Origin of the sequence: Streptomyces sp. NPDC091377, from assembly GCF_044757045.1 — a bacterium.
Lineage (GTDB): Bacteria > Actinomycetota > Actinomycetes > Streptomycetales > Streptomycetaceae > Streptomyces.
Window position 1 is genome coordinate 16,804 of the sequence record NZ_JBIVUE010000007.1, and the last position, 17,632, is coordinate 34,435.

14 protein-coding genes are annotated in these 17,632 nt (G+C 73.4%); 8 read left to right on the forward strand and 6 right to left on the reverse strand.

What is annotated here, in order from left to right; translation table 11 throughout:
* Nucleotides 1–41 precede the first annotated feature (41 nt).
* The 3 genes from galE to idi all read left to right on the forward strand — a co-directional run bounded on the left by galE (nt 42) and on the right by idi (nt 2,948).
* Nucleotides 42–1,010, forward strand: a complete 969-nt coding sequence (gene galE / locus ACIQNG_RS17070; protein WP_401485746.1) for a UDP-glucose 4-epimerase GalE — start codon at nt 42–44, stop codon at nt 1,008–1,010.
* 246 nt (nt 1,011–1,256) lie between these two features.
* Nucleotides 1,257–2,198, forward strand: a complete 942-nt coding sequence (locus ACIQNG_RS17075; RefSeq protein WP_401485748.1) for a cation diffusion facilitator family transporter — start codon at nt 1,257–1,259, stop codon at nt 2,196–2,198.
* Nucleotides 2,199–2,354: 156 nt separating this feature from the next.
* The gene (idi, locus tag ACIQNG_RS17080; protein ID WP_401485750.1) at nt 2,355–2,948 is read left to right on the forward strand and encodes an isopentenyl-diphosphate Delta-isomerase; all 594 of its coding nucleotides are present in this window, start codon (nt 2,355–2,357) and stop codon (nt 2,946–2,948) included.
* 128 nt (nt 2,949–3,076) lie between these two features.
* Here the strand turns inward: idi and ACIQNG_RS17085 are convergent, their stop codons facing one another.
* Complete coding sequence (locus ACIQNG_RS17085) at nt 3,077–3,604, reverse strand: ATP-binding protein (protein ID WP_401486291.1); 528 nt, start codon at nt 3,602–3,604, stop codon at nt 3,077–3,079.
* 281 nt (nt 3,605–3,885) lie between these two features.
* Between ACIQNG_RS17085 and ACIQNG_RS17090 the strand changes: the two genes are divergently transcribed.
* Nucleotides 3,886–4,656, forward strand: a complete 771-nt coding sequence (locus tag ACIQNG_RS17090; RefSeq protein WP_401424601.1) for an enoyl-CoA hydratase/isomerase family protein — start codon at nt 3,886–3,888, stop codon at nt 4,654–4,656.
* Here ACIQNG_RS17090 and ACIQNG_RS17095 read toward each other — a convergent pair.
* On the reverse strand, nt 4,580–4,945 hold the full coding sequence (locus ACIQNG_RS17095) for a hypothetical protein (RefSeq protein WP_401485752.1): 366 nt from the start codon (nt 4,943–4,945) through the stop codon (nt 4,580–4,582). The genes ACIQNG_RS17090 and ACIQNG_RS17095 overlap by 77 nt on opposite strands.
* A gap of 230 nt (nt 4,946–5,175) precedes the next feature.
* Between ACIQNG_RS17095 and ACIQNG_RS17100 the strand changes: the two genes are divergently transcribed.
* From ACIQNG_RS17100 to ACIQNG_RS17110, 3 genes are all read left to right on the forward strand, one after another.
* Nucleotides 5,176–5,313 carry an LPFR motif small protein gene (locus tag ACIQNG_RS17100; RefSeq protein WP_401424603.1) on the forward strand — a complete coding sequence of 46 codons (138 nt, stop codon included), beginning with the start codon at nt 5,176–5,178 and terminating at the stop codon, nt 5,311–5,313.
* A gap of 97 nt (nt 5,314–5,410) precedes the next feature.
* Nucleotides 5,411–7,831, forward strand: a complete 2,421-nt coding sequence (locus ACIQNG_RS17105) for a Tex family protein (RefSeq protein WP_401485754.1) — start codon at nt 5,411–5,413, stop codon at nt 7,829–7,831.
* A gap of 137 nt (nt 7,832–7,968) precedes the next feature.
* Nucleotides 7,969–8,565 (forward strand): putative glycolipid-binding domain-containing protein, encoded by a 597-nt coding sequence (locus ACIQNG_RS17110; protein WP_401485756.1) that lies wholly within the window; start codon nt 7,969–7,971, stop codon nt 8,563–8,565.
* An 11-nt stretch (nt 8,566–8,576) separates the two neighbouring features.
* Here the strand turns inward: ACIQNG_RS17110 and ACIQNG_RS17115 are convergent, their stop codons facing one another.
* Nucleotides 8,577–10,232 carry an ABC-F family ATP-binding cassette domain-containing protein gene (locus tag ACIQNG_RS17115; RefSeq protein ID WP_401485758.1) on the reverse strand — a complete coding sequence of 552 codons (1,656 nt, stop codon included), beginning with the start codon at nt 10,230–10,232 and terminating at the stop codon, nt 8,577–8,579.
* A 107-nt stretch (nt 10,233–10,339) separates the two neighbouring features.
* On the opposite strand from ACIQNG_RS17115, the gene ACIQNG_RS17120 reads away from it, so the two are divergent.
* Complete coding sequence (locus ACIQNG_RS17120; protein ID WP_401485760.1) at nt 10,340–11,302, forward strand: FAD-dependent oxidoreductase; 963 nt, start codon at nt 10,340–10,342, stop codon at nt 11,300–11,302.
* A 64-nt stretch (nt 11,303–11,366) separates the two neighbouring features.
* Here ACIQNG_RS17120 and ACIQNG_RS17125 read toward each other — a convergent pair whose 3' ends face one another.
* From ACIQNG_RS17125 to ACIQNG_RS17135, 3 genes are all read right to left on the reverse strand, one after another.
* Entirely contained in the window at nt 11,367–13,106 is a 1,740-nt protein-coding gene (locus ACIQNG_RS17125; protein ID WP_401485762.1) for a BCCT family transporter, read from the reverse strand.
* 1,079 nt (nt 13,107–14,185) lie between these two features.
* A complete protein-coding gene (locus ACIQNG_RS17130; protein WP_401424609.1) occupies nt 14,186–15,475 on the reverse strand; it encodes a M14 family metallocarboxypeptidase in 1,290 nt (429 codons plus the stop codon).
* A complete protein-coding gene (locus ACIQNG_RS17135) occupies nt 15,472–17,433 on the reverse strand; it encodes a Xaa-Pro dipeptidyl-peptidase (protein WP_401485764.1) in 1,962 nt (653 codons plus the stop codon). The genes ACIQNG_RS17130 and ACIQNG_RS17135 overlap by 4 nt, the downstream gene beginning before the upstream one ends.
* Nucleotides 17,434–17,632: the final 199 nt, after the last annotated feature.

Genomic DNA, 17,632 nt, shown 5'->3' on the forward strand with positions numbered 1-17,632 from the left:
GACGGCGGGGGCGCTCCGCCGGGCGCTTAGGGTGGGCGTCCATGACGTGGCTGATCACCGGCGGTGCCGGATACATCGGGGCCCATGTGGTGCGGGCCATGACGCGGGCGGGCGAGCGGGTCGTCGTACTGGACGATCTGTCGTCCGGGGTGCCCGCCCGGCTCCCGGCGGACGTGCCGGTCGTCAGCGGGTCGTACCTGGACGGGCCGCTGCTGCGGCGGCTCCTCGCCGAGCACGCGGTGACCGGGGTGGTGCATCTCGCGGCGCGCAAGCAGGTCGCCGAGTCGGTGGCCCGTCCCGTGCGCTACTACCGGGAGAACGTCGGCGGTCTGGCCACCCTGCTGGAGGCGGTGGCGGAGGCGGGCGTGGAGCGCTTCCTCTTCTCGTCCTCGGCGGCGGTCTACGGCAGTCCGGACGTGGCGCTGATCACCGAGAGCACGCCGTGCGCCCCGGTGAACCCGTACGGCGAGACCAAGCTGGCCGGTGAGTGGCTGGTGCGGGCGCAGGGCGAGGCGCACGGCATCGCGACGGTGTGCCTGCGCTACTTCAACGTGGCGGGCGCCGCCGCCCCCGAACTGGCCGACACCGGGGTCTTCAACATCGTCCCGATGGTCTTCGACCGGCTCACCCGCGACGAGGCCCCGCGCATCTTCGGGGCGGACTACCCGACGCCGGACGGCACCTGTGTGCGCGACTACATCCATGTCACCGATCTGGCCGAGGCGCACGTCGCGGCGGTCCGGCGGCTCTCGGACCGGTCCGCGAAGGGCGATCTGACCGTGAACATCGGACGCGGCGAGGGCGTCTCGGTGCGTGAGCTGGTGACCCTGATCGGCGAGGTGAGCGGCGACACCCGTCCGGCGGTCGTCGACCCCCGCCGCCCGGGGGACGCTCCGAGGGCGGTCGCGTCCGCCGCGCTCGCCGCCCGGGAACTGGACTGGACGGCCCGCCTCGGGGTCCGTCAGATGGTCGAGTCGGCCTGGCGGGGCTGGCAGCTCCGCCAGGGCTGACCCGCCCGCGCGGCTCCTCGCGCCCCGTCGGGCCTCTCACCCGCCTGCGCGTCCTGGTCCGGCCCCGACCCGCCCGCACGCCCCTGGTCCGGCCCTGGCCTGCCCGCACGCCTCTGGTCCGGCCTCTGACCTGCACTCCGTTTCCGCAGGTCAGAGGTGATGACAACGGTGTTCACTGCCGCGTTGCCTGATACCCCCCGCCCGTAGTTCACTGTGATCGCGGACCAGCACAGGAGGCGGTTGTCCATGGGTGTCGGGCATGACCACGCGCACGCCCCGCCCGGCGGCGGCGGTACCGGCACGGCGGCGTCGGCGTACCGGGGGCGGCTGCGCATCGCCCTGGGGATCACGCTCACGGTGATGGTCGTGGAGATCGTCGGCGGGGTGCTCGCCGACTCCCTCGCGCTGATCGCGGACTCGGCGCACATGGCCACCGACGCGGTGGGCCTCGCGATGGCCCTGCTGGCGATCCACTTCGCCAACCGGCCGGCGAGCGAGCGGCGCACCTTCGGCTACGCCCGCGCGGAGATCCTCGCGGCGCTGGCCAACTGTCTGCTGCTGCTCGGTGTCGGCGGCTATGTGCTGTACGAGGCGATCCAGCGGTTCATCACCCCGGCACAGACGCAGGGCGGGCTGACCATCGTGTTCGGTCTGGTCGGCCTGGTGGCGAACATGATCTCGCTGTCGCTGCTGGTGCGCGGCCAGAAGGAGAGCCTGAACGTCCGCGGCGCCTTCCTGGAGGTCGCGGCGGACGCGCTGGGCTCGGTCGCGGTGCTGGTGTCGGCGACCCTGGTGCTCACCACCGGCTGGCAGGCCGCCGACCCGATCGCCTCGCTGGTGATCGGCCTGATGATCGTGCCCCGGACGCTCAAGCTGCTCCGGGAGACCCTGGACGTGCTGCTGGAGTCGGCGCCCAAGGGGGTCGACATGGCGGAGGTGCGGGCGCACGTCCTGGCCCTGGACGGAGTCGAGGACGTGCACGATCTGCACGCCTGGACGATCACCTCGGGCATGCCGGTGCTCTCCGCCCATGTGGTCGTACGGTCCGACGTCCTGAACGCCCTGGGCCACGAGAGGATGCTCCACGAACTCCAGGGCTGTCTCGGGGACCACTTCGACGTCGAGCACTGCACCTTCCAGCTCGAACCGGTCGGACACGCCGAGCACGAGGCACGGCTCTGCCACTGACCGCGCGGCCCGGCGCCGCGGACCCCGGCACAGGGGGCGTGCGCTGATCGGCGTGCGCTCCCTCGCGCGGGGGACATGCCGGGAGTGCCCGGGAAGTGCCGGGCGGCGCCCGATTCGTACGGCAGACTGGGGCGAGGACCGAGGCGAAGGATGGGTATGCCGATCACACCTGCCACCGCGACGCACAGCTCGTCGAACGGCACCGAGGAATCGATCATGCTGGAACTGGTCGACGAGAGCGGAGTGGCCATCGGCACCGCCGAGAAACTCGCGGCGCACCAGCCCCCCGGACAGCTGCACCGGGCGTTCTCGGTGTTCCTCTTCGACGAATACGGCCGGCTGCTCCTCCAGCGGCGCGCGCTCGGCAAGTACCACTCCCCCGGTGTCTGGTCCAACACCTGCTGCGGCCACCCGTACCCCGGCGAGGCGCCGTTCGCGGCGGCGGCCCGGCGGACCTACGAGGAGCTGGGGGTCTCGCCGTCACTGCTGGCGGAGGCGGGGACCGTCCGGTACAACCACCCGGATCCGGCCTCGGGCCTGGTGGAGCAGGAGTACAACCATCTCTTCGTCGGCATGGTGCAGGCACCGCTGCGGCCGGACCCGGAGGAGGTCGGCGAGGTCGCGTTCGTGACGGCGCAGGAGCTGACCGAGCGGCACGCCGAGGGCACCTTCTCGGCCTGGTTCATGACCGTGCTGGACGCCGCGCGGCCCGCGATCAGGGAGCTGACGGGTCCGTCGACGGGCTGGTGAGCACCGCTCGGGTGCGCGGGGCCGGGCGGGAGCCTCCCCCGCGCCCCCGGCCCCGCGCGTCCCCGTCCCCCGGCCCACCGCGCCCCCGCGCCCCCGCGCCCGGGGACGCTCCCGCCCGGCGACCCGGCTCAGACCAGCCCGGGCACCCCGGGGATCCCGAGGGGCTTGAGCGGCAGGGCCGCCCAGATCACCTTGCCGCCGCTCGCCGTGTGCTCCACGTCGCAGGCCCCGCCCGCCTCCCGGGTGATCTCCCGCACCAGCAGCAGCCCCCGGCCGCCGGTCTGGCCGTGGTCGGCCTCCAGGGCGGTCGGCCGGTAGGGGTGGTTGTCCTCCACCGACACCCGCACCCACTCGGCGCCCACGGCCACCTCCACAGCGAGCATCGGCGAGAGCAGCGCCGCGTGCCGCACGGCGTTCGTGACCAGCTCCGACACGATCAGCAGCAGCCCCTGTGCCAGATCCTCGGAGACCGGCACCCCCTGCCGCGTCAGCAGGTCCCGCACGGCGTGCCGGGCCTGCGGGACCGAGGCGTCCACGGCGGGGGCGGTGAACCGCCAGACCCCCTCGTACGGCAGCGGGGGCGCCACCGTCGCCCTCAGCAGTCTCTCCGCGCCGCCTTCGGGGCATGGACCGGACTCAAGCCCGTAGTCGTCCATCGTCCGGTCGCCACCCTTGTGCTCGATTGTCACCACACGAAGAGTGTTGGGAACGGTTCGCCCCGGACCGGGTGACTGAACTGAAGTCAGCAATTATCGAACACTTCTGATCGTTGCCGTGTGTCGTGGTCGGCTCAGGGACTGCTCCTGACACCTGATGCCGACTTCGCGAACTCTTCGGGTTGTACGGGTTTGACCCCGGCGGCGTCCGGACCGCCGACCGGCCGACGTCGGCGCCCTGCCTGAGCGGCCGTTCAGTGGGCCCGGATAGCATCCCGCGCATGGAGCCGCAGCTGAGACACCGGGTCGCCGACTCGGTCGCCACCGTCGTCATCCACCATCCGGCCAAACGCAACGCCATGACCACCGCCATGTGGCGGGCGCTGCCCCCGCTGCTGGAGACCCTGGCCGCCGATCCCGCCGTACGCGCCCTGGTGCTGACCGGGGAGGGGCCCACGTTCTGCGCGGGCGCGGACATCTCCGGGCTGCTGGCGGCCCCCGACGAGGCACGGGACCTGGCGGTGGCCGCCGAGGAGGCGCTGGCCGCGTTCCCCAAGCCGACCCTGGCGGCGGTCCGGGGGCACTGCGTGGGCGGCGGGGCCCAGCTCGCCGCCGCCTGCGATCTGCGGTTCGCGCAGGAGGGCGCGCTGTTCGGGGTGACGCCCGCGAAGCTCGGGATCGTGTACCGGTCCTCGTCCACCCGGCGGTTGGTCGCGCTGGTCGGGCCGGCCACCGCCAAATACCTCCTGTTCTCGGGCGAGTTGATCGACACGGCACGGGCGCTGCGCACCGGCCTGGTGGACGAGGTGCTGCCCGAGGGCGAACTCGACGCGCGGGTCGCCGCGTTCACCTCGGTCCTCGCCTCACGCTCGCTGCTGACCCAGGCGTCGGCGAAGGAGTTCGCGAACGGGCGCCTCGACCGGGACGCCCACTGGGAGGAGCAGGGGCGCGGCAGCGGGGACCTCGCCGAGGGCGTCACCGCCTTCCTGGAGCGCGGTCGCCCCCGCTTCGGCTGGACCGTACCCGCGGCGGACCGGCCTGCTCCAGGCTGAACCGGCTGCTGTCGCGCATCGCCGCGACGAGGTGCGCGGGCGCCTTCTCGGGGGACCCGGCGTCGTAGGGCGGCTGCGGGTCGTACTCCGTGCCGAGCTGCACGGTCCGGGCCACGTCGTCGCCCGCGATCCGGCCGAGCAGGGTCAGGCCGCCGTCCAGGGTGGCCGTACGGATCCGGTAGGAGCCCGGCGTGTGCTTCTCGGCCCCGGCGAACACCTCCACCGGACCCGTGACATCGAGACTCTGCACCCCGTCGAGGAGGAGCACCAGAACGGTTCGCTGTGCCATGGCCCGATTCTTCGCGCACCCCGCCATGGCCGCAATGACGAACTTCCCACCTTTTCTGCCACCGCGGACATGCATGCGCGGCGGTACGCGGGTACCCGTCCCCGGACAGGAGCCAGTCAGGAGCCAGTCAGGAGCCGGATAGGAGCCGCTCAGAGGAAGAACGAAAGACCGTAAGTCGTCACAAAAGAGTCATTACAAAAGAGACATAACTGAACGAAAGGAATTTTCACATGCTGCGAGCCATCGCGGACGTGCTGCGCCAGATCGGCGGAGCCGTCGCCACGGTCGTCACCCTGCCCTTCCGCGCCCTCGCCCGGCTGTTCGGCGGAGCCTCCTCCTCCGGTCGGCGCGGAGCGCGGCGCGTCTGAGGGATCCGGCCGTGCCGGATGCCGCCCTGATCCCCGGTTGTCGGTGTCACCTGCCACAATTGCCGCGCAACCCGAAGTGGATAAGGCGGTACGGGACGTGACGACACCCGGGTCCCTGGCAGTGGGGTCCATCGAAGGCAGGATCGCCGAGGAACTCGGCGTACGGGAGCGGCAGGTCAAGGCCGCCGTGGAGCTGCTGGACGGCGGTTCGACGGTGCCCTTCATCGCCCGCTACCGCAAGGAAGCGACGGAGATGCTCGACGACGCGCAGTTGCGCACGCTTGAGGAACGGCTGCGCTATCTGCGGGAACTGGAGGAGCGCCGGACGGCGATCCTGGAATCCGTACGCGAGCAGGGCAAGCTCACGGACGAGTTGGAGGCGCGCATTCGCGGCGCCGAGACGAAGGCCCGACTGGAGGACATCTACCTTCCCTACAAGCCCAAGCGGCGTACGAAGGCGCAGATCGCGCGCGAGGCGGGCCTGGAGCCGCTCGCCCAGGGGCTGCTCGGCGACCCGACGGTGGAGCCGCAGGCCGCCGCCGCCGCGTTCGTGGACGCCGACAAGGGCGTCGCCGACGCGCAGGCCGCGCTGGACGGCGCCCGCGCGATCCTCACCGAGCGGTTCGCGGAGGACGCCGACCTGATCGGCGAGTTGCGTGAGCGGATGTGGGGGCGCGGGCGGCTGGCCGCGAAGGTGCGTGAGGGCAAGGAGGAGGCGGGAGCGAAGTTCGCCGACTACTTCGACTTCGCCGAGCCCTTCACGGCGCTGCCCTCGCACCGGATCCTCGCCATGCTGCGCGGCGAGAAGGAGGAGGTCCTGGATCTCGTCCTGGAGCCGGAGGAGGCCACCGACGGCCCGTCCTCGTACGAGGGGCTGATCGCCCACCGGTTCGGGATCGCCGACCGGGGCCGCGCCGCCGACAAGTGGCTGACGGACACCGTCCGCTGGGCGTGGCGCACCCGGGTGCTGGTGCACCTCGGCATCGATGTGCGGCTGCGGCTGCGTACGGCCGCCGAGGACGAGGCGGTCGGGGTGTTCGCGGCCAATCTGCGCGATCTGCTGCTCGCCGCCCCGGCGGGCACCCGCGCGACGCTCGGTCTCGACCCCGGGTTCCGCACCGGTGTGAAGGTGGCGGTGGTGGACGCGACCGGCAAGGTCGTCGCGACCGATGTCATCCACCCCCACGTCCCGGCCAACCGGTGGGACGAAGCGATCGCCAAGCTGGCCCGGCTCGCGCGGGACCACGCGGTCGACCTGGTCGCCATCGGCAACGGCACGGCCTCGCGCGAGACGGACAAGCTCGCCGGTGAACTCATCACGAAGCACCCCGAGCTGAAGCTGACCAAGGTGATGGTCTCCGAGGCCGGCGCGTCGGTGTACTCGGCGTCCGCGTTCGCCTCGCAGGAGCTGCCGGACATGGACGTGTCGCTGCGCGGCGCGGTCTCCATCGCCCGCCGTCTCCAGGACCCGCTGGCCGAGCTGGTGAAGATCGACCCGAAGTCGATCGGCGTGGGGCAGTACCAGCACGACCTGTCCGAGGTGAAGCTGTCGCGCTCGCTGGACGCGGTGGTGGAGGACTGTGTCAACGGCGTCGGCGTGGACGTGAACACCGCGTCCGCCCCGCTGCTGGCCCGGGTCTCCGGCATCACCTCCGGCCTCGCCGAGAACATCGTGGCCCACCGGGACGCCAACGGCCCCTTCACCTCCCGGGGCCAGTTGAAGAACGTGACCCGGCTGGGGCCGAAGGCGTACGAGCAGTGCGCGGGCTTCCTGCGGATCCGCGGCGGCGACGACCCGCTGGACTCCTCCAGCGTGCACCCCGAGGCGTACCCGGTGGTGCGGCGGATGGTGAAGACCGCCGGCCAGGAGGTCGCCGCGCTGATGGGCAACACCTCGGTGCTGCGCTCGCTGCGGCCCGGTGACTTCGTGGACGAGTCGTTCGGTCTGCCGACCGTGTCCGACATCCTCAAGGAGCTGGAGAAGCCGGGCCGGGACCCGCGGCCCGCGTTCAAGACGGCCACCTTCAAGGAGGGCGTGGAGAAGCTCTCCGACCTGGCGTCCGGGATGGTCCTGGAGGGCGTGGTCACCAATGTGGCCGCGTTCGGCGCCTTCGTGGACGTCGGTGTCCACCAGGACGGGCTGGTCCATGTCTCCGCGATGTCGAAGACGTTCGTGAAGGACCCCCGCGATGTGGTGAAGCCGGGCGACATCGTGAAGGTGAAGGTGCTGGACGTCGACATCTCGCGCAAGCGGATCTCGCTGACCCTGCGGCTGGACGACGAGGCCGCGCCGCAGGAGCGCGGGGCCGGTGGCGGCGGCCGGCCGCAGCGGGGCGGCGGGCGTCCGCCGCAGCAGCGGCAGGGCCGTGGCGGTGAGCGGGGCGGGCAGGCCCGTGGCGGTGAGCGGGGTGAGCGGGGCGGCTCGCGTCAGGCGGCGACGCCGCCCGCGAACAGCGCGATGGCCGACGCCCTGCGCCGGGCGGGGCTGCTGAACCCGAAGGACGGAAAGCGCCACTGAGCCGTCCCCGGACGAGCCCGGACCACGGGAAGCCCGGTCCTTCGTGTGCCGCGAGGGGCCGGGCTTCCCCGGCTTCGCCCTGAGGGCCCGGCCCGCACCGCCCCGCCCCTGTCGGACCCGGCCCCTACAGTGGCGGTATGACGACTTCGCGTGCCGCCACCGACCCCGCCCTACGGGTGCTCACCTGGGATGTCATGGCCTCCGGCGGCTACGAGACCTGCTGGGCGGAGCCGGGCGCGGACACCCTGCGGGCGCGGGGCCGGGCCGTCGGACTGACCCCGGAGCCGTACTGGATCTCGTACACGCTGGAGACCGGTGAGGGGTTCGTGACGCGGCGGCTCACCGTGACCGCGGAGACGGCGGCGCGCACCCGCACCCTGGACCTGCGGCGCGACGACGCGGGGCGGTGGACGGCGGACGGGGAGCGGCTGCCGGAGGTCGACGGGGCGCTGGACTGCGATCTGGGGCTGTGTCCGCTCACCAACACCATGCCGGTGCTGCGCCACCGTATGCACCGGGAGCGCGGTGAGCGGGAGTTCCTGATGGCCTGGGTGTCGGTGCCGGATCTGACCGTGCGGGCGTCCCGGCAGACGTACACGCATCTCGCGCGGACCGGCGGGGGCGGCGGGCGGGTGCGGTACGCCTCCGGGACCTTCCGCAGCGACCTGGACCTCGACGCGGACGGGTTCGTCCTCGACTACCCGGGGCTGGCCCGGCGCCTGACTGCGCGTTAGGTCGGGTCCGCTCAGCGTTCGGTGACCTTGCCGTCGGCGACCTCCAGGCGCCGGGTGACCTGCACGGCGTCCAGCATGCGGCGGTCGTGGGTGACCAGCAGGAGCGTGCCCCGGTAGGTGTCGAGGGCGGATTCCAACTGCTCGATGGCGGGCAGGTCGAGATGGTTGGTCGGCTCGTCCAGGACGAGCAGGTTGACGCCCTGGCCCTGGAGCAGGGCGAGGGCGGCGCGGGTGCGTTCGCCGGGTGAGAGGGTGTCGGCCGGGCGCAGCACGTGGTCCGCCTTCAGGCCGAACTTGGCGAGGAGGGTGCGGACGTCGACGGGGTCGACGCCGGGTGCGGCGGCGCTGAAGGCGTCGAGCAGGTTGCGCGGGCCGTGGAAGAGGCCCCGGGCCTGGTCGACCTCGCCGACCAGGACGCCGGAGCCGAGGGCCGCGTGCCCGGAGTCGAGCGGGACCCGGCCCAGCAGGGCGCCGAGCAGGGTGGACTTGCCGGAGCCGTTGGCGCCGGTCACCGCGATCCGGTCGGCCCAGTCGACCTGGAGGGTGACGGGGCCGAACGCGAACCGCCCGGGGTCGCCGGGGTCGCCGTGCCGTACCTCGGCGTCGCGCAGGCTCGCCACGACGGCGCCGGAGCGCGGGGCCGCGGCGATCTCCATGCGCAGGTCCCACTCCTTGCGGGGCTCCTCGACCACATCGAGGCGCTCGATCATGCGCTGGGTCTGGCGGGCCTTGGACGCCTGCTTCTCGCTGGCCTCGCTGCGGAAGCGGCGGCCGAGCTTGTCGTTGTCGCCCGCCTTGCGCCGGGCGTTCTTGACGCCCTTGTCCATCCAGGTCCGCTGCATCTGGGCGCGGTCCTGGAGGGCGGCCTTCTTGTCGGCGTACTCCTCGTAGTCCTCGCGGGAGTGGCGGCGGGCGACCTCGCGTTCCTCCAGGTAGGCCGCGTAGCCGCCGCCGTAGAGGTGGGTCTGCTGCTGGGCGAGGTCGAGTTCGAGGACCTTGGTGACGGTGCGGGTGAGGAACTCGCGGTCGTGGCTGACGACGACGGTGCCGGCGCGCAGTGCGCCGACGAAGCGTTCGAGGCGCTCCAGCCCGTCGAGGTCGAGGTCGTTGGTGGGTTCGTCCAGGAGGAAGACGTCGTAGCGGGACAGGAGCAGGGAGGCGAGGCCGGCGCGGGCCGCCTGGCCGCCGGAGAGCGCGGTCATCGGCTGGTCGAGGCCGATCACCAGGCCGAGGGAGCCGGCCACGTCCTCGGCCCGTTCGTCGAGGTCGGCGCCGCCGAGGGCCAGCCAGCGCTCCAGGCTGACGGCGTACGCGTCGTCGGCGCCCGGCGCCCCGTCCACCAGGCCCTGGGTGGCCTCGTCCATGGCGGTCTGGGCGGCGGCGACGCCGGTGCGGCGGGCGAGGAAGGCGCGGACGCTCTCCCCCGGGCGGCGCTCGGGCTCCTGCGGGAGGTGGCCGACGGTCGCGGTGGCCGGGGAGAGGCGCCGTTCGCCCTCCTCGGGCGGGGTCAGTCCGGCGAGCAGCCGCAGCAGGGTGGACTTCCCGGCTCCGTTGGCGCCGACGAGGCCGATCACGTCGCCGGGCGCCACGACGAGGTCGAGCCCGGTGAACAGGGAGCGGTCGGCGTGGCCGGCGGCGAGGTTCTTGGCGACGAGGGTGGCAGTCATCAGAGGGTCGATAGTAGTCGGCGCGGGGGCGGCCCGGTCGCTGTGGCACCGCTTCCACCGGTGGCACACCCGGGGCGTCGGACGGCTCCTTCCGCTACCGTCGCGGTGTGCTGAGCGGACAGAGGGACGATGTGATCGTCGTCGGTGGCGGGGTGGTCGGGCTGACGACGGCCGTGGTGCTGGCCGAGAGCGGGCGCCCGGTACGGCTGTGGACACGTGAGCCGGCCGAGCGGACCACGTCGGCGGTGGCGGGCGGGCTGTGGTGGCCGTACCGGATCGAGCCGGCCGCCTCCGTGCACGCGTGGGCGCTGCACACGCTGGGGGTGTACGAGAGTCAGGCCGCGTCGCCCGGGACGACCGGCGTGCGGATGGTCGAGGGGGTGCTGGGCGAGACGGACCCCGACGAGGTACGGGGGTGGGCGGCGGCCCGGCTGCCGGGGCTGCGGGCGTCCACGCCGGACGAGTACGGGGGCCGGGGCACCTGGGCGCGGCTGCCGCTGGTCGACATGGCGGCGCATCTGCCGTGGCTGCGGGAGCGGTTGGCGGCGGCGGGCGGCACGGTGGAGGAGCGGACCGTGTCGCCCGGGTTCCCGGAGGCGGACGCGGCGGTCGTGGTCAACTGCACCGGGCTGGGCGCCCGCACGCTGGTGCCGGACGCCTCGGTGCGGCCGGTGCGCGGTCAGTTGGTCGTGGTGGAGAACCCGGGCATCCGCACCTGGCTGGTCTCCGGCGACGAGGCGGCGGGGGACGGCGTCAAGTCCTACTTCTTCCCGCAGCCGGGCCGGCTGGTGCTGGGCGGCACGGCCGAGGACGACGTGTGGTCGACCGAGCCGGACCCGGCGGTGGCGGCGGAGATCGTACGGCGGTGCGCTCGGCTGCGTCCGGAGATCGCGGGGGCGCGGGTGCTGGAGCACCGGGTGGGGCTGCGGCCCGCGCGGGACGCGGTGCGCCTGGAGCGGGAGCGGCTGCCGGACGGCCGGCTGCTGGTGCACAACTACGGGCACGGCGGGGCGGGTGTGACGGTGGCGTGGGGGTGCGCGCGGGAGGCGGCGGCGCTGGCGGAGGGGTGAGGCCCCGTCCCCTGCGCCGGCTCCCGGGCCCGGGGCGGTCGGCTCCGGGCCCGGGGACGGTCACTCAGTGCTTGCCGATGGGGTCGCCCTCCACCTCGGTTCCCACGCCGGGTCCGACGCGGAGTTCGAACTCGCCGTCGTAGCGCTTGTGGCCCTCGATGACCGCCAGTTCGACGGCCTCGGAGCCCATCTCCTCGCGCACGATGAGCGGGTCGCGGCGCAGGTCGCGCATGAGGGCCACGCACATGAAGAGCATCACGACGACGAACGGGGCCGCCGCGAGGATCGTCAGGTTCTGCAAGCCGGTCAGCGCGTCGCCCTGGCCGCTGCCGACCAGCAGCATGACGGCGGCCACCGCGCCGGTCACCACGCCCCAGAAGACGACGACCGAGCGGCCGGGCTCCAGTACGCCCTTCTGGGAGAGGGAGCCCATGACGATCGAGGCGGCGTCGGCGCCGGACACGAAGAAGATGCCGACGAGAATCATCACCAGGAGGCTGCTGACGGTGGCGATCGGGAACTCCTGGAGGACAGCGAAGAGCTGTGCCTCGGGGGTGGACTGGTCGCCGACCTTGCCCTGTTCGGCCAGCTTCATCGCCGAGCCGCCGAAGACCGCGAACCAGACCAGGCTGACCGTGCTGGGCACGAGGATCACACCGCCGATGAACTGGCGGATGGTGCGGCCCCGGCTGATCCGGGCGATGAACATGCCGACGAAGGGCGTCCAGGAGATCCACCAGGCCCAGTAGAAGACGGTCCAGCTGCCCAGCCAGGCGGCGACGCCCTCACCGCCGCTGGCCTCGGTGCGCCCGGCGAGGTCGGGCAGGTCGCCGAGGTAGGCGAAGACGGAGGTGGGCAGCAGGTCGAGCACGATGACGGTGGGTCCGGCGACGAAGACGAACAGGACCAGCGCGAGGGCCAGCACCATGTTGATGTTCGACAGCCACTGGATGCCGCGCTCGATGCCGGAGACCGCCGAGGCGACGAAGGCGAGGGTCAGTACGGCGATGATGCTGACGAGCACGCCGGTGCTGACCTGGTCCATCCAGTCCAGCTCCTGCATGCCGGAGCCGATCTGGAGGGCGCCGAGACCGAGGGAGGCCGCAGAGCCGAAGACGGTCGCGACGATCGCGAGTATGTCGATGACCCGTCCGCTGAGCCCGTTGGCGTTGCGCTCGCCGATCAGCGGGGTGAACACGGCGCTGATGCTCTGCCGGCGACGGCGGCGGAAGGTGCTGTAGGCGATGGCGAGGCCGACCACGGCGTAGATCGCCCAGGGGTGGAGCGTCCAGTGGAAGAGCGTGGTGGCCATGGCCGTCTCCATGCGCTCACCGGAGTCGCCGGCGCCGGTGCCCGGCGGGGGCGTGAGGTAGTGCGCGAGGGGCTCGCTGACGCCGTAGAACATCAGGCCGATGCCCATGCCCGCGCTGAACATCATGGCGACCCACGAGACCGTGCGGAACTCCGGCGCCTCGTCCTCCGCGCCCAGCCGGATCCGGCCGTAGCGGCTGATGGCGAGCCACAGGGCGAAGACTACGAAGCCGGACGCGGCCAGCATGAACGCCCAGCCGCCGTTCTTCATCAGCCCGTCGAGCAAGGTGCTGGACACACTCTCCAGCGTGTCGGTCGCGACGGCACCCCACACGACGAACGCGAGGGTGAGGGCGGCGGTGACCCCGAACACGACCCGGTCGGTCCTCGGCCGGCCCGAGGCCGGCAGATGCGCTTCCGGGGGCGGCGGTAGATCTCCGGGTTCCGGGGCGTTCGTGCGCTGACTGTCGTGCGTCACAGGCGGGCCTTCCATGGGGAGAGGGACGTGAAGGACAGGAGAAACGCTCCTGCCCCCTACGCGCTTACCACATGTGGCGCAATCTGCACCCACCCAGGGGACCGGTGTCCGATCACCCGCCCGCCGAAACGTACCCGGTCGGAACGCTGGGGGTGGGGGCGGGGTGCCTGCCGACGCCCGAGCCGGGGATCTGCCGGGGGCGGCCCGACGGGCCTCTGCACGGCCGGAAACGGGCGGGTCGCGCGGGGGCGTGGGGGGCGGGTCGGCCGGGGGCCGGTGCGGCGGGTCGGCCGGGGGCCGGTGCGGCGGGTCGGCCGGGGGCCGGTGCGGCGGGTCGGCCGGGGGCCGGTGCGGCGGGTGGGCCGGGGGCTGCGCCCGACGGGTCCGCCGGGGCGGGGGCGGGCGGGTCGGCCGGGGGCCGGTGCGGCGGGTCGCGCGGGGGCGTGCGGGGCGGGTCGGCCGGGGGCCAGTGCGGCGGGTCGGCCGGGGGCTGCGCCCGACGGGTCCGCCGGGGCGGGGGCGGGAGGTTGCTGGGGCCCGCGCCGGCAGGCCGTCCCAGGGCGGCCGGTCTCTCTGGCTCCGGTCCGGCGGGCCGGAGCCAGACAGGTCTGCCGGGGCCGTGCCCGGCGATCTTCCCGGGGCCAGGTGTGGCGGGCCTCTCTGCCGGCGTTCCGGATATCGGTCAGCAGTCGAGCCAGGGCACCCGGGCCAGCAGTGTGGCCCGGGTGCCCTGCGCCGGCCCCTCCGGGAGCAGGGGCCAGCGGCAACGGCTCGGAACTCCCGGCCGACAGCCCGGCCCGGGGCTGCTGGATCGGCGGCTCGCCCCGGGCCTCGTGGCCGGCGCCCCGGCCCGGGGCGAGCGGGCGGCAACGCAGACCGGGGCTTCCAGTCGGCGGGGTGCCCCGGGCCCTGTGGCCAGCGACCCAGCCCGGGGCGACCCGGCGGCAAGGCGGACCGGGGCTTCCAGCCGGCGGGGTGCCCCGGGCCCTGTGGTCAGCGACCCGGCCCGGGGCGACCTGGCGGCGGGTTGCGCAGGGGCCCGTGGTCAGTAGCCCCCGCCCGGGGCGGGTCGTCGGCGATGGGGTTCGGGGGTGTCAGCAGTTCGGGATCGGTTGGGCCGGTGTCAGGTGGTAGGTCGCTCGTTCGTCCAGGAGCAGGGGGACCAGTGCGCGCAGGGACTGTCGCAGTGGTACGTATCTGCCGTCGCCGTCCGTGCGGGTGCGGATGCCGTGGAGGGCGAGTTCGTCCTTCACGTCGGCGTACTGGGCGTCGGTGAGCCGGTAGCCGCAGGGCGGGTCCTGGATCACCTCGGCACTGTCGGGCGGGTCGTTGTCGGCGCCGCCGAGGTAGACGGGGCCCGAGTCGCGGTACCCGGCGATCCGGGCCGCGCCCGTGGCCGACTCGATCCGGCCGCGTCGCTCGTCGCTGAAGTCGAACAGGCCGTCGAGGGCGGCGAGTTGGGAGTGGACGCGGCGCCGGTTGTTGAGCGACTCGTCCCGCTGCTCGGCCTCGGTGACCGGGTCGACGCGGCTCTCGATGAGCAGACCGGCCGCGTGCTTGGCACCGGACATGTTGCGCAGGATGCGCTCCTGTCCGTCCCCGGCGACCTGCCGGAGCGGCTCACCGGTGTCGGGGTCGGTCCAGATCCCGTAGGTGCCGGTGGAGTGGCCGGCGTCCCGCGCGGCGGGCCGGACGTACGCCTCGGACAGGGTTCGCGCCTCGTCGTGCACGGCGTCGGCCGTGTTGAGGTTGCGCGGCCACAGGTCGAACAGGTCCTTGTCGTAGTACCGGGGGGTGGCCCCGTACTCGTGCAGGTCGTAGATGATGTCGGGCTCGCGGTCGCGGACCACGGCGGCCAGGGCGCGGCCCTCGTTCGTGGCGAGGGCGACGTGGTCGCGGTTGATGTCGACGCCGTCCGCGTTGCCCCGGGTGTCGGCGGCCCGGCCGTCGGGGTTGGCGGTGGGCACCACGAGCACGGTGGTGCGCTCCAGGAAGCGCCGGGTGTCGCGGTCCTTGGCGTGGGCCAGGTCGCGGACGGTCGTCAGACAGGCTTCGCGGCCCGAGGGTTCGTCGCCGTGCTGACTGCACACCAGGAGCACGGTGTGGGCGCTGTCACGGGCGCCGACGCGGACGAGTTGCAGCGGCCGGTTCTGCCGGGTGGTGCCGATGCGGGAGATCGACACCCGGTCGCTCGCCCGGTCCACGGCGGCGAGGAACCGCTGTTCCTCGGGCTGGGTGGTCCAGCGGGCGCCGTCGGTGCGTTCGAACCCGGTGCGCGGGGGCGCCGCGTCGGCGGCCCGGGCGGGGGCGGTCAGCAGGGACGTGGTGAGTGCCGCGGTGACGGCGGCGGTGGTCAGGGCCAGGGCGCGGGAACGGCGGTTCACCGGCCTCCCTCCGGGACGCGCTGGACGGTGGCGGGCGGCTCGACCCCTTCGAGTCCGGCGGCCGGGGCGGCGGCGCGGGCTCCGGCGGTGGCGCGGGCGAAGGCGCCGGTGCCGCCGACGACGGGGACGTGCGCCGTGGTGCGGGAGAGGTCGAGGCCGAGGGTCGGCCGGTCCGCGGGCGGTTCGATCAGCCCGCCGTCGGTGCCCGCGACGATCAGCGCGAGCCGGTGTCCGGCGGGTACGACATGGTCGGTGGCGGCCAGGTCGAGGGTGAGGGTGTACGCCTTGCCCGGGGTGAGCGGGCGGCCCTCGCCCGGCGAGGCGTGGGTGCCGAGGTCGGCCCAGCCGCGGCTGAGGACGGTGTGCTCGACGTCCGCCGTGCGGGCCGCGGTCTCCCGGAAGCAGGCGCTGTCGCCGGTGGTGCTCGCGCCCCAGCAGGTGCGTTCGGGCAGGGTGCTGATGCCTTCGCCCGCGGCGGAGTAGTCGCGGATGGTGGCGGGGCCGAGGTCGACGAGGACGGCGCTGAGGTGGGCCGTCGGGGTGCTGGGGGTCGCGGTGACGGTGACCTTCGAGGAGCCAGACAGCCGCAGGTCGCGGGTGAGCGGGGCGGTGACGAAGCCGGCCTTGTCCGGGGTGGACACGCCGATGTCGGTGGCCCAGTCGCCCTCGCCGCGGGCGGGGTCGTCGGTGAAGGTCTCGGTGCCCTTGCCGGTGCGCAGGCCGAGGGTGCCGACGCCGGGCTCGGTGCCCTTGGCGGGCTTCAGCCGTACGGAGTCGGTGGCGCGGGGCGGCCACACGTCGGAGGTGACCCACTGGTCCGGCCGGCGCTCGATGTCGGCCATGGGCTCGTCGTCGATGCCGTTGTCATAGCCGAGGAGTTCATGGTCGAACCAGCGGTGCAGGGTGTTCACCCAGTCGGCGCGGCGGAAGTCGAAGGGGTCGACATGGCCGACCTGGGAGAGCCAGATCTTGCGGTCGACGCCGTTCTTCGCGAGGGCGTCCCACCACTGGCCGAAGTGCTTGGCGCGGACGTTGAGGTCCTGGGTGCCGTGCACGACGAAGACGCTGGCCTCGACGTCGTCGGCGTCGGGGACGTAGTTCCGCTCGGACCACAGCCCGGTCCAGTCGCCGGTGCGCGGGGCGCCGTCCACGATCTTCTGCTGGACGGCGGCGCAGCGGGCGCGGGCCTCGGGGCTCTCGACGTAGTTCGACAGCCAGTCGGGGCCGGAGTCGAAGAGCGGGGCGCCCTGCGAGAAGTAGTAGTCGTACCAGGAGGAGATGGCGCCGATGGGGACGATGGTCTCCAGGCCCTCGACCCCGGTGGCGGCGACGCCGTTGGCGATGGTGCCGTCGTAGCTCTTGCCGATCATGCCGGTGCGGCCGTTGGTCCAGTCGGCCGAGGCGCGGGTGGTGCCGGTGCGGGTGGTGTAGGCGGTGCCGCGGCCGTTGAGCCAGTCGATCACGGCCTTCGCGGACTGGATGTCGGAGCGTCCGCCGACGTCGACACAGCCGTCGGAGCGGTTGGTTCCGGCGAGGTCGACGCCGACGAAGCCGTAGCCGCGGGGCACGAAGTAGTTGTCGTAGTACAGCGGCATCTGCACGATGTCGCCGTCGGCGTCGTACGTCTTGCGCTGGCCGTCGTTGCCGCGCCCGCAGCAGGAGTAGTACGGGCTGGCGTCCATGATGACGGGGATCTTGCGGCCCCGCTGGGCGGGTTCGGACGGCCGGACGATGTCGACGGCGACCCGGTCGGTCCGCCCGTCGCCGTCCCCGTCGAGCCGGGTGTCCACCCAGACGGCCTCGCGCACGGCGCGGTCGTAGGAGTAGACCGGCTGGCTGGTGCGCGGGCCGGTCCCGGTGGCGGTCGCCTGGGCGGGGGTGAGGAGGGTGGCCATCAGGGCGGCCGTGGCCGCCGTCGCGAGCGGTCTCCAGATCGTGAAGCGCGTGCGTTTCGGCATGCGGCGGACGGTACCCCGGTCAACTCCCGCGCAGAAGAGGGCGGCTGAGGGAGTGCTGTGAAGGTGTGTGGCCGGATCTCGCCGCCGGAACGGGTGTGTTCGGAGGGGTTCACGACCCTTCATGTCGGCCGAATGGCGATCGTGTGACAGGTGGGGCCGTGGACAGCCCCGGGGGGACAGGGCGTACATAGGGTTCGAA

Coding starts and splice junctions, on each gene's coding strand:
- idi (WP_401485750.1), top strand. CDS start 2,355: ATGCCGATCACACCTGCCACCGCGACGCACAGCTCGTCGAACGGCACC.
- ACIQNG_RS17085 (WP_401486291.1), bottom strand. CDS start 3,604: ATGGACGACTACGGGCTTGAGTCCGGTCCATGCCCCGAAGGCGGCGCG.
- ACIQNG_RS17135 (WP_401485764.1), bottom strand. CDS start 17,433: ATGCCGAAACGCACGCGCTTCACGATCTGGAGACCGCTCGCGACGGCG.
- ACIQNG_RS17095 (WP_401485752.1), bottom strand. CDS start 4,945: ATGGCACAGCGAACCGTTCTGGTGCTCCTCCTCGACGGGGTGCAGAGT.
- ACIQNG_RS17100 (WP_401424603.1), top strand. CDS start 5,176: ATGCTGCGAGCCATCGCGGACGTGCTGCGCCAGATCGGCGGAGCCGTC.
- ACIQNG_RS17125 (WP_401485762.1), bottom strand. CDS start 13,106: ATGGAAGGCCCGCCTGTGACGCACGACAGTCAGCGCACGAACGCCCCG.
- ACIQNG_RS17075 (WP_401485748.1), top strand. CDS start 1,257: ATGGGTGTCGGGCATGACCACGCGCACGCCCCGCCCGGCGGCGGCGGT.
- ACIQNG_RS17090 (WP_401424601.1), top strand. CDS start 3,886: ATGGAGCCGCAGCTGAGACACCGGGTCGCCGACTCGGTCGCCACCGTC.
- ACIQNG_RS17115 (WP_401485758.1), bottom strand. CDS start 10,232: ATGACTGCCACCCTCGTCGCCAAGAACCTCGCCGCCGGCCACGCCGAC.
- ACIQNG_RS17110 (WP_401485756.1), top strand. CDS start 7,969: ATGACGACTTCGCGTGCCGCCACCGACCCCGCCCTACGGGTGCTCACC.
- galE (WP_401485746.1), top strand. CDS start 42: ATGACGTGGCTGATCACCGGCGGTGCCGGATACATCGGGGCCCATGTG.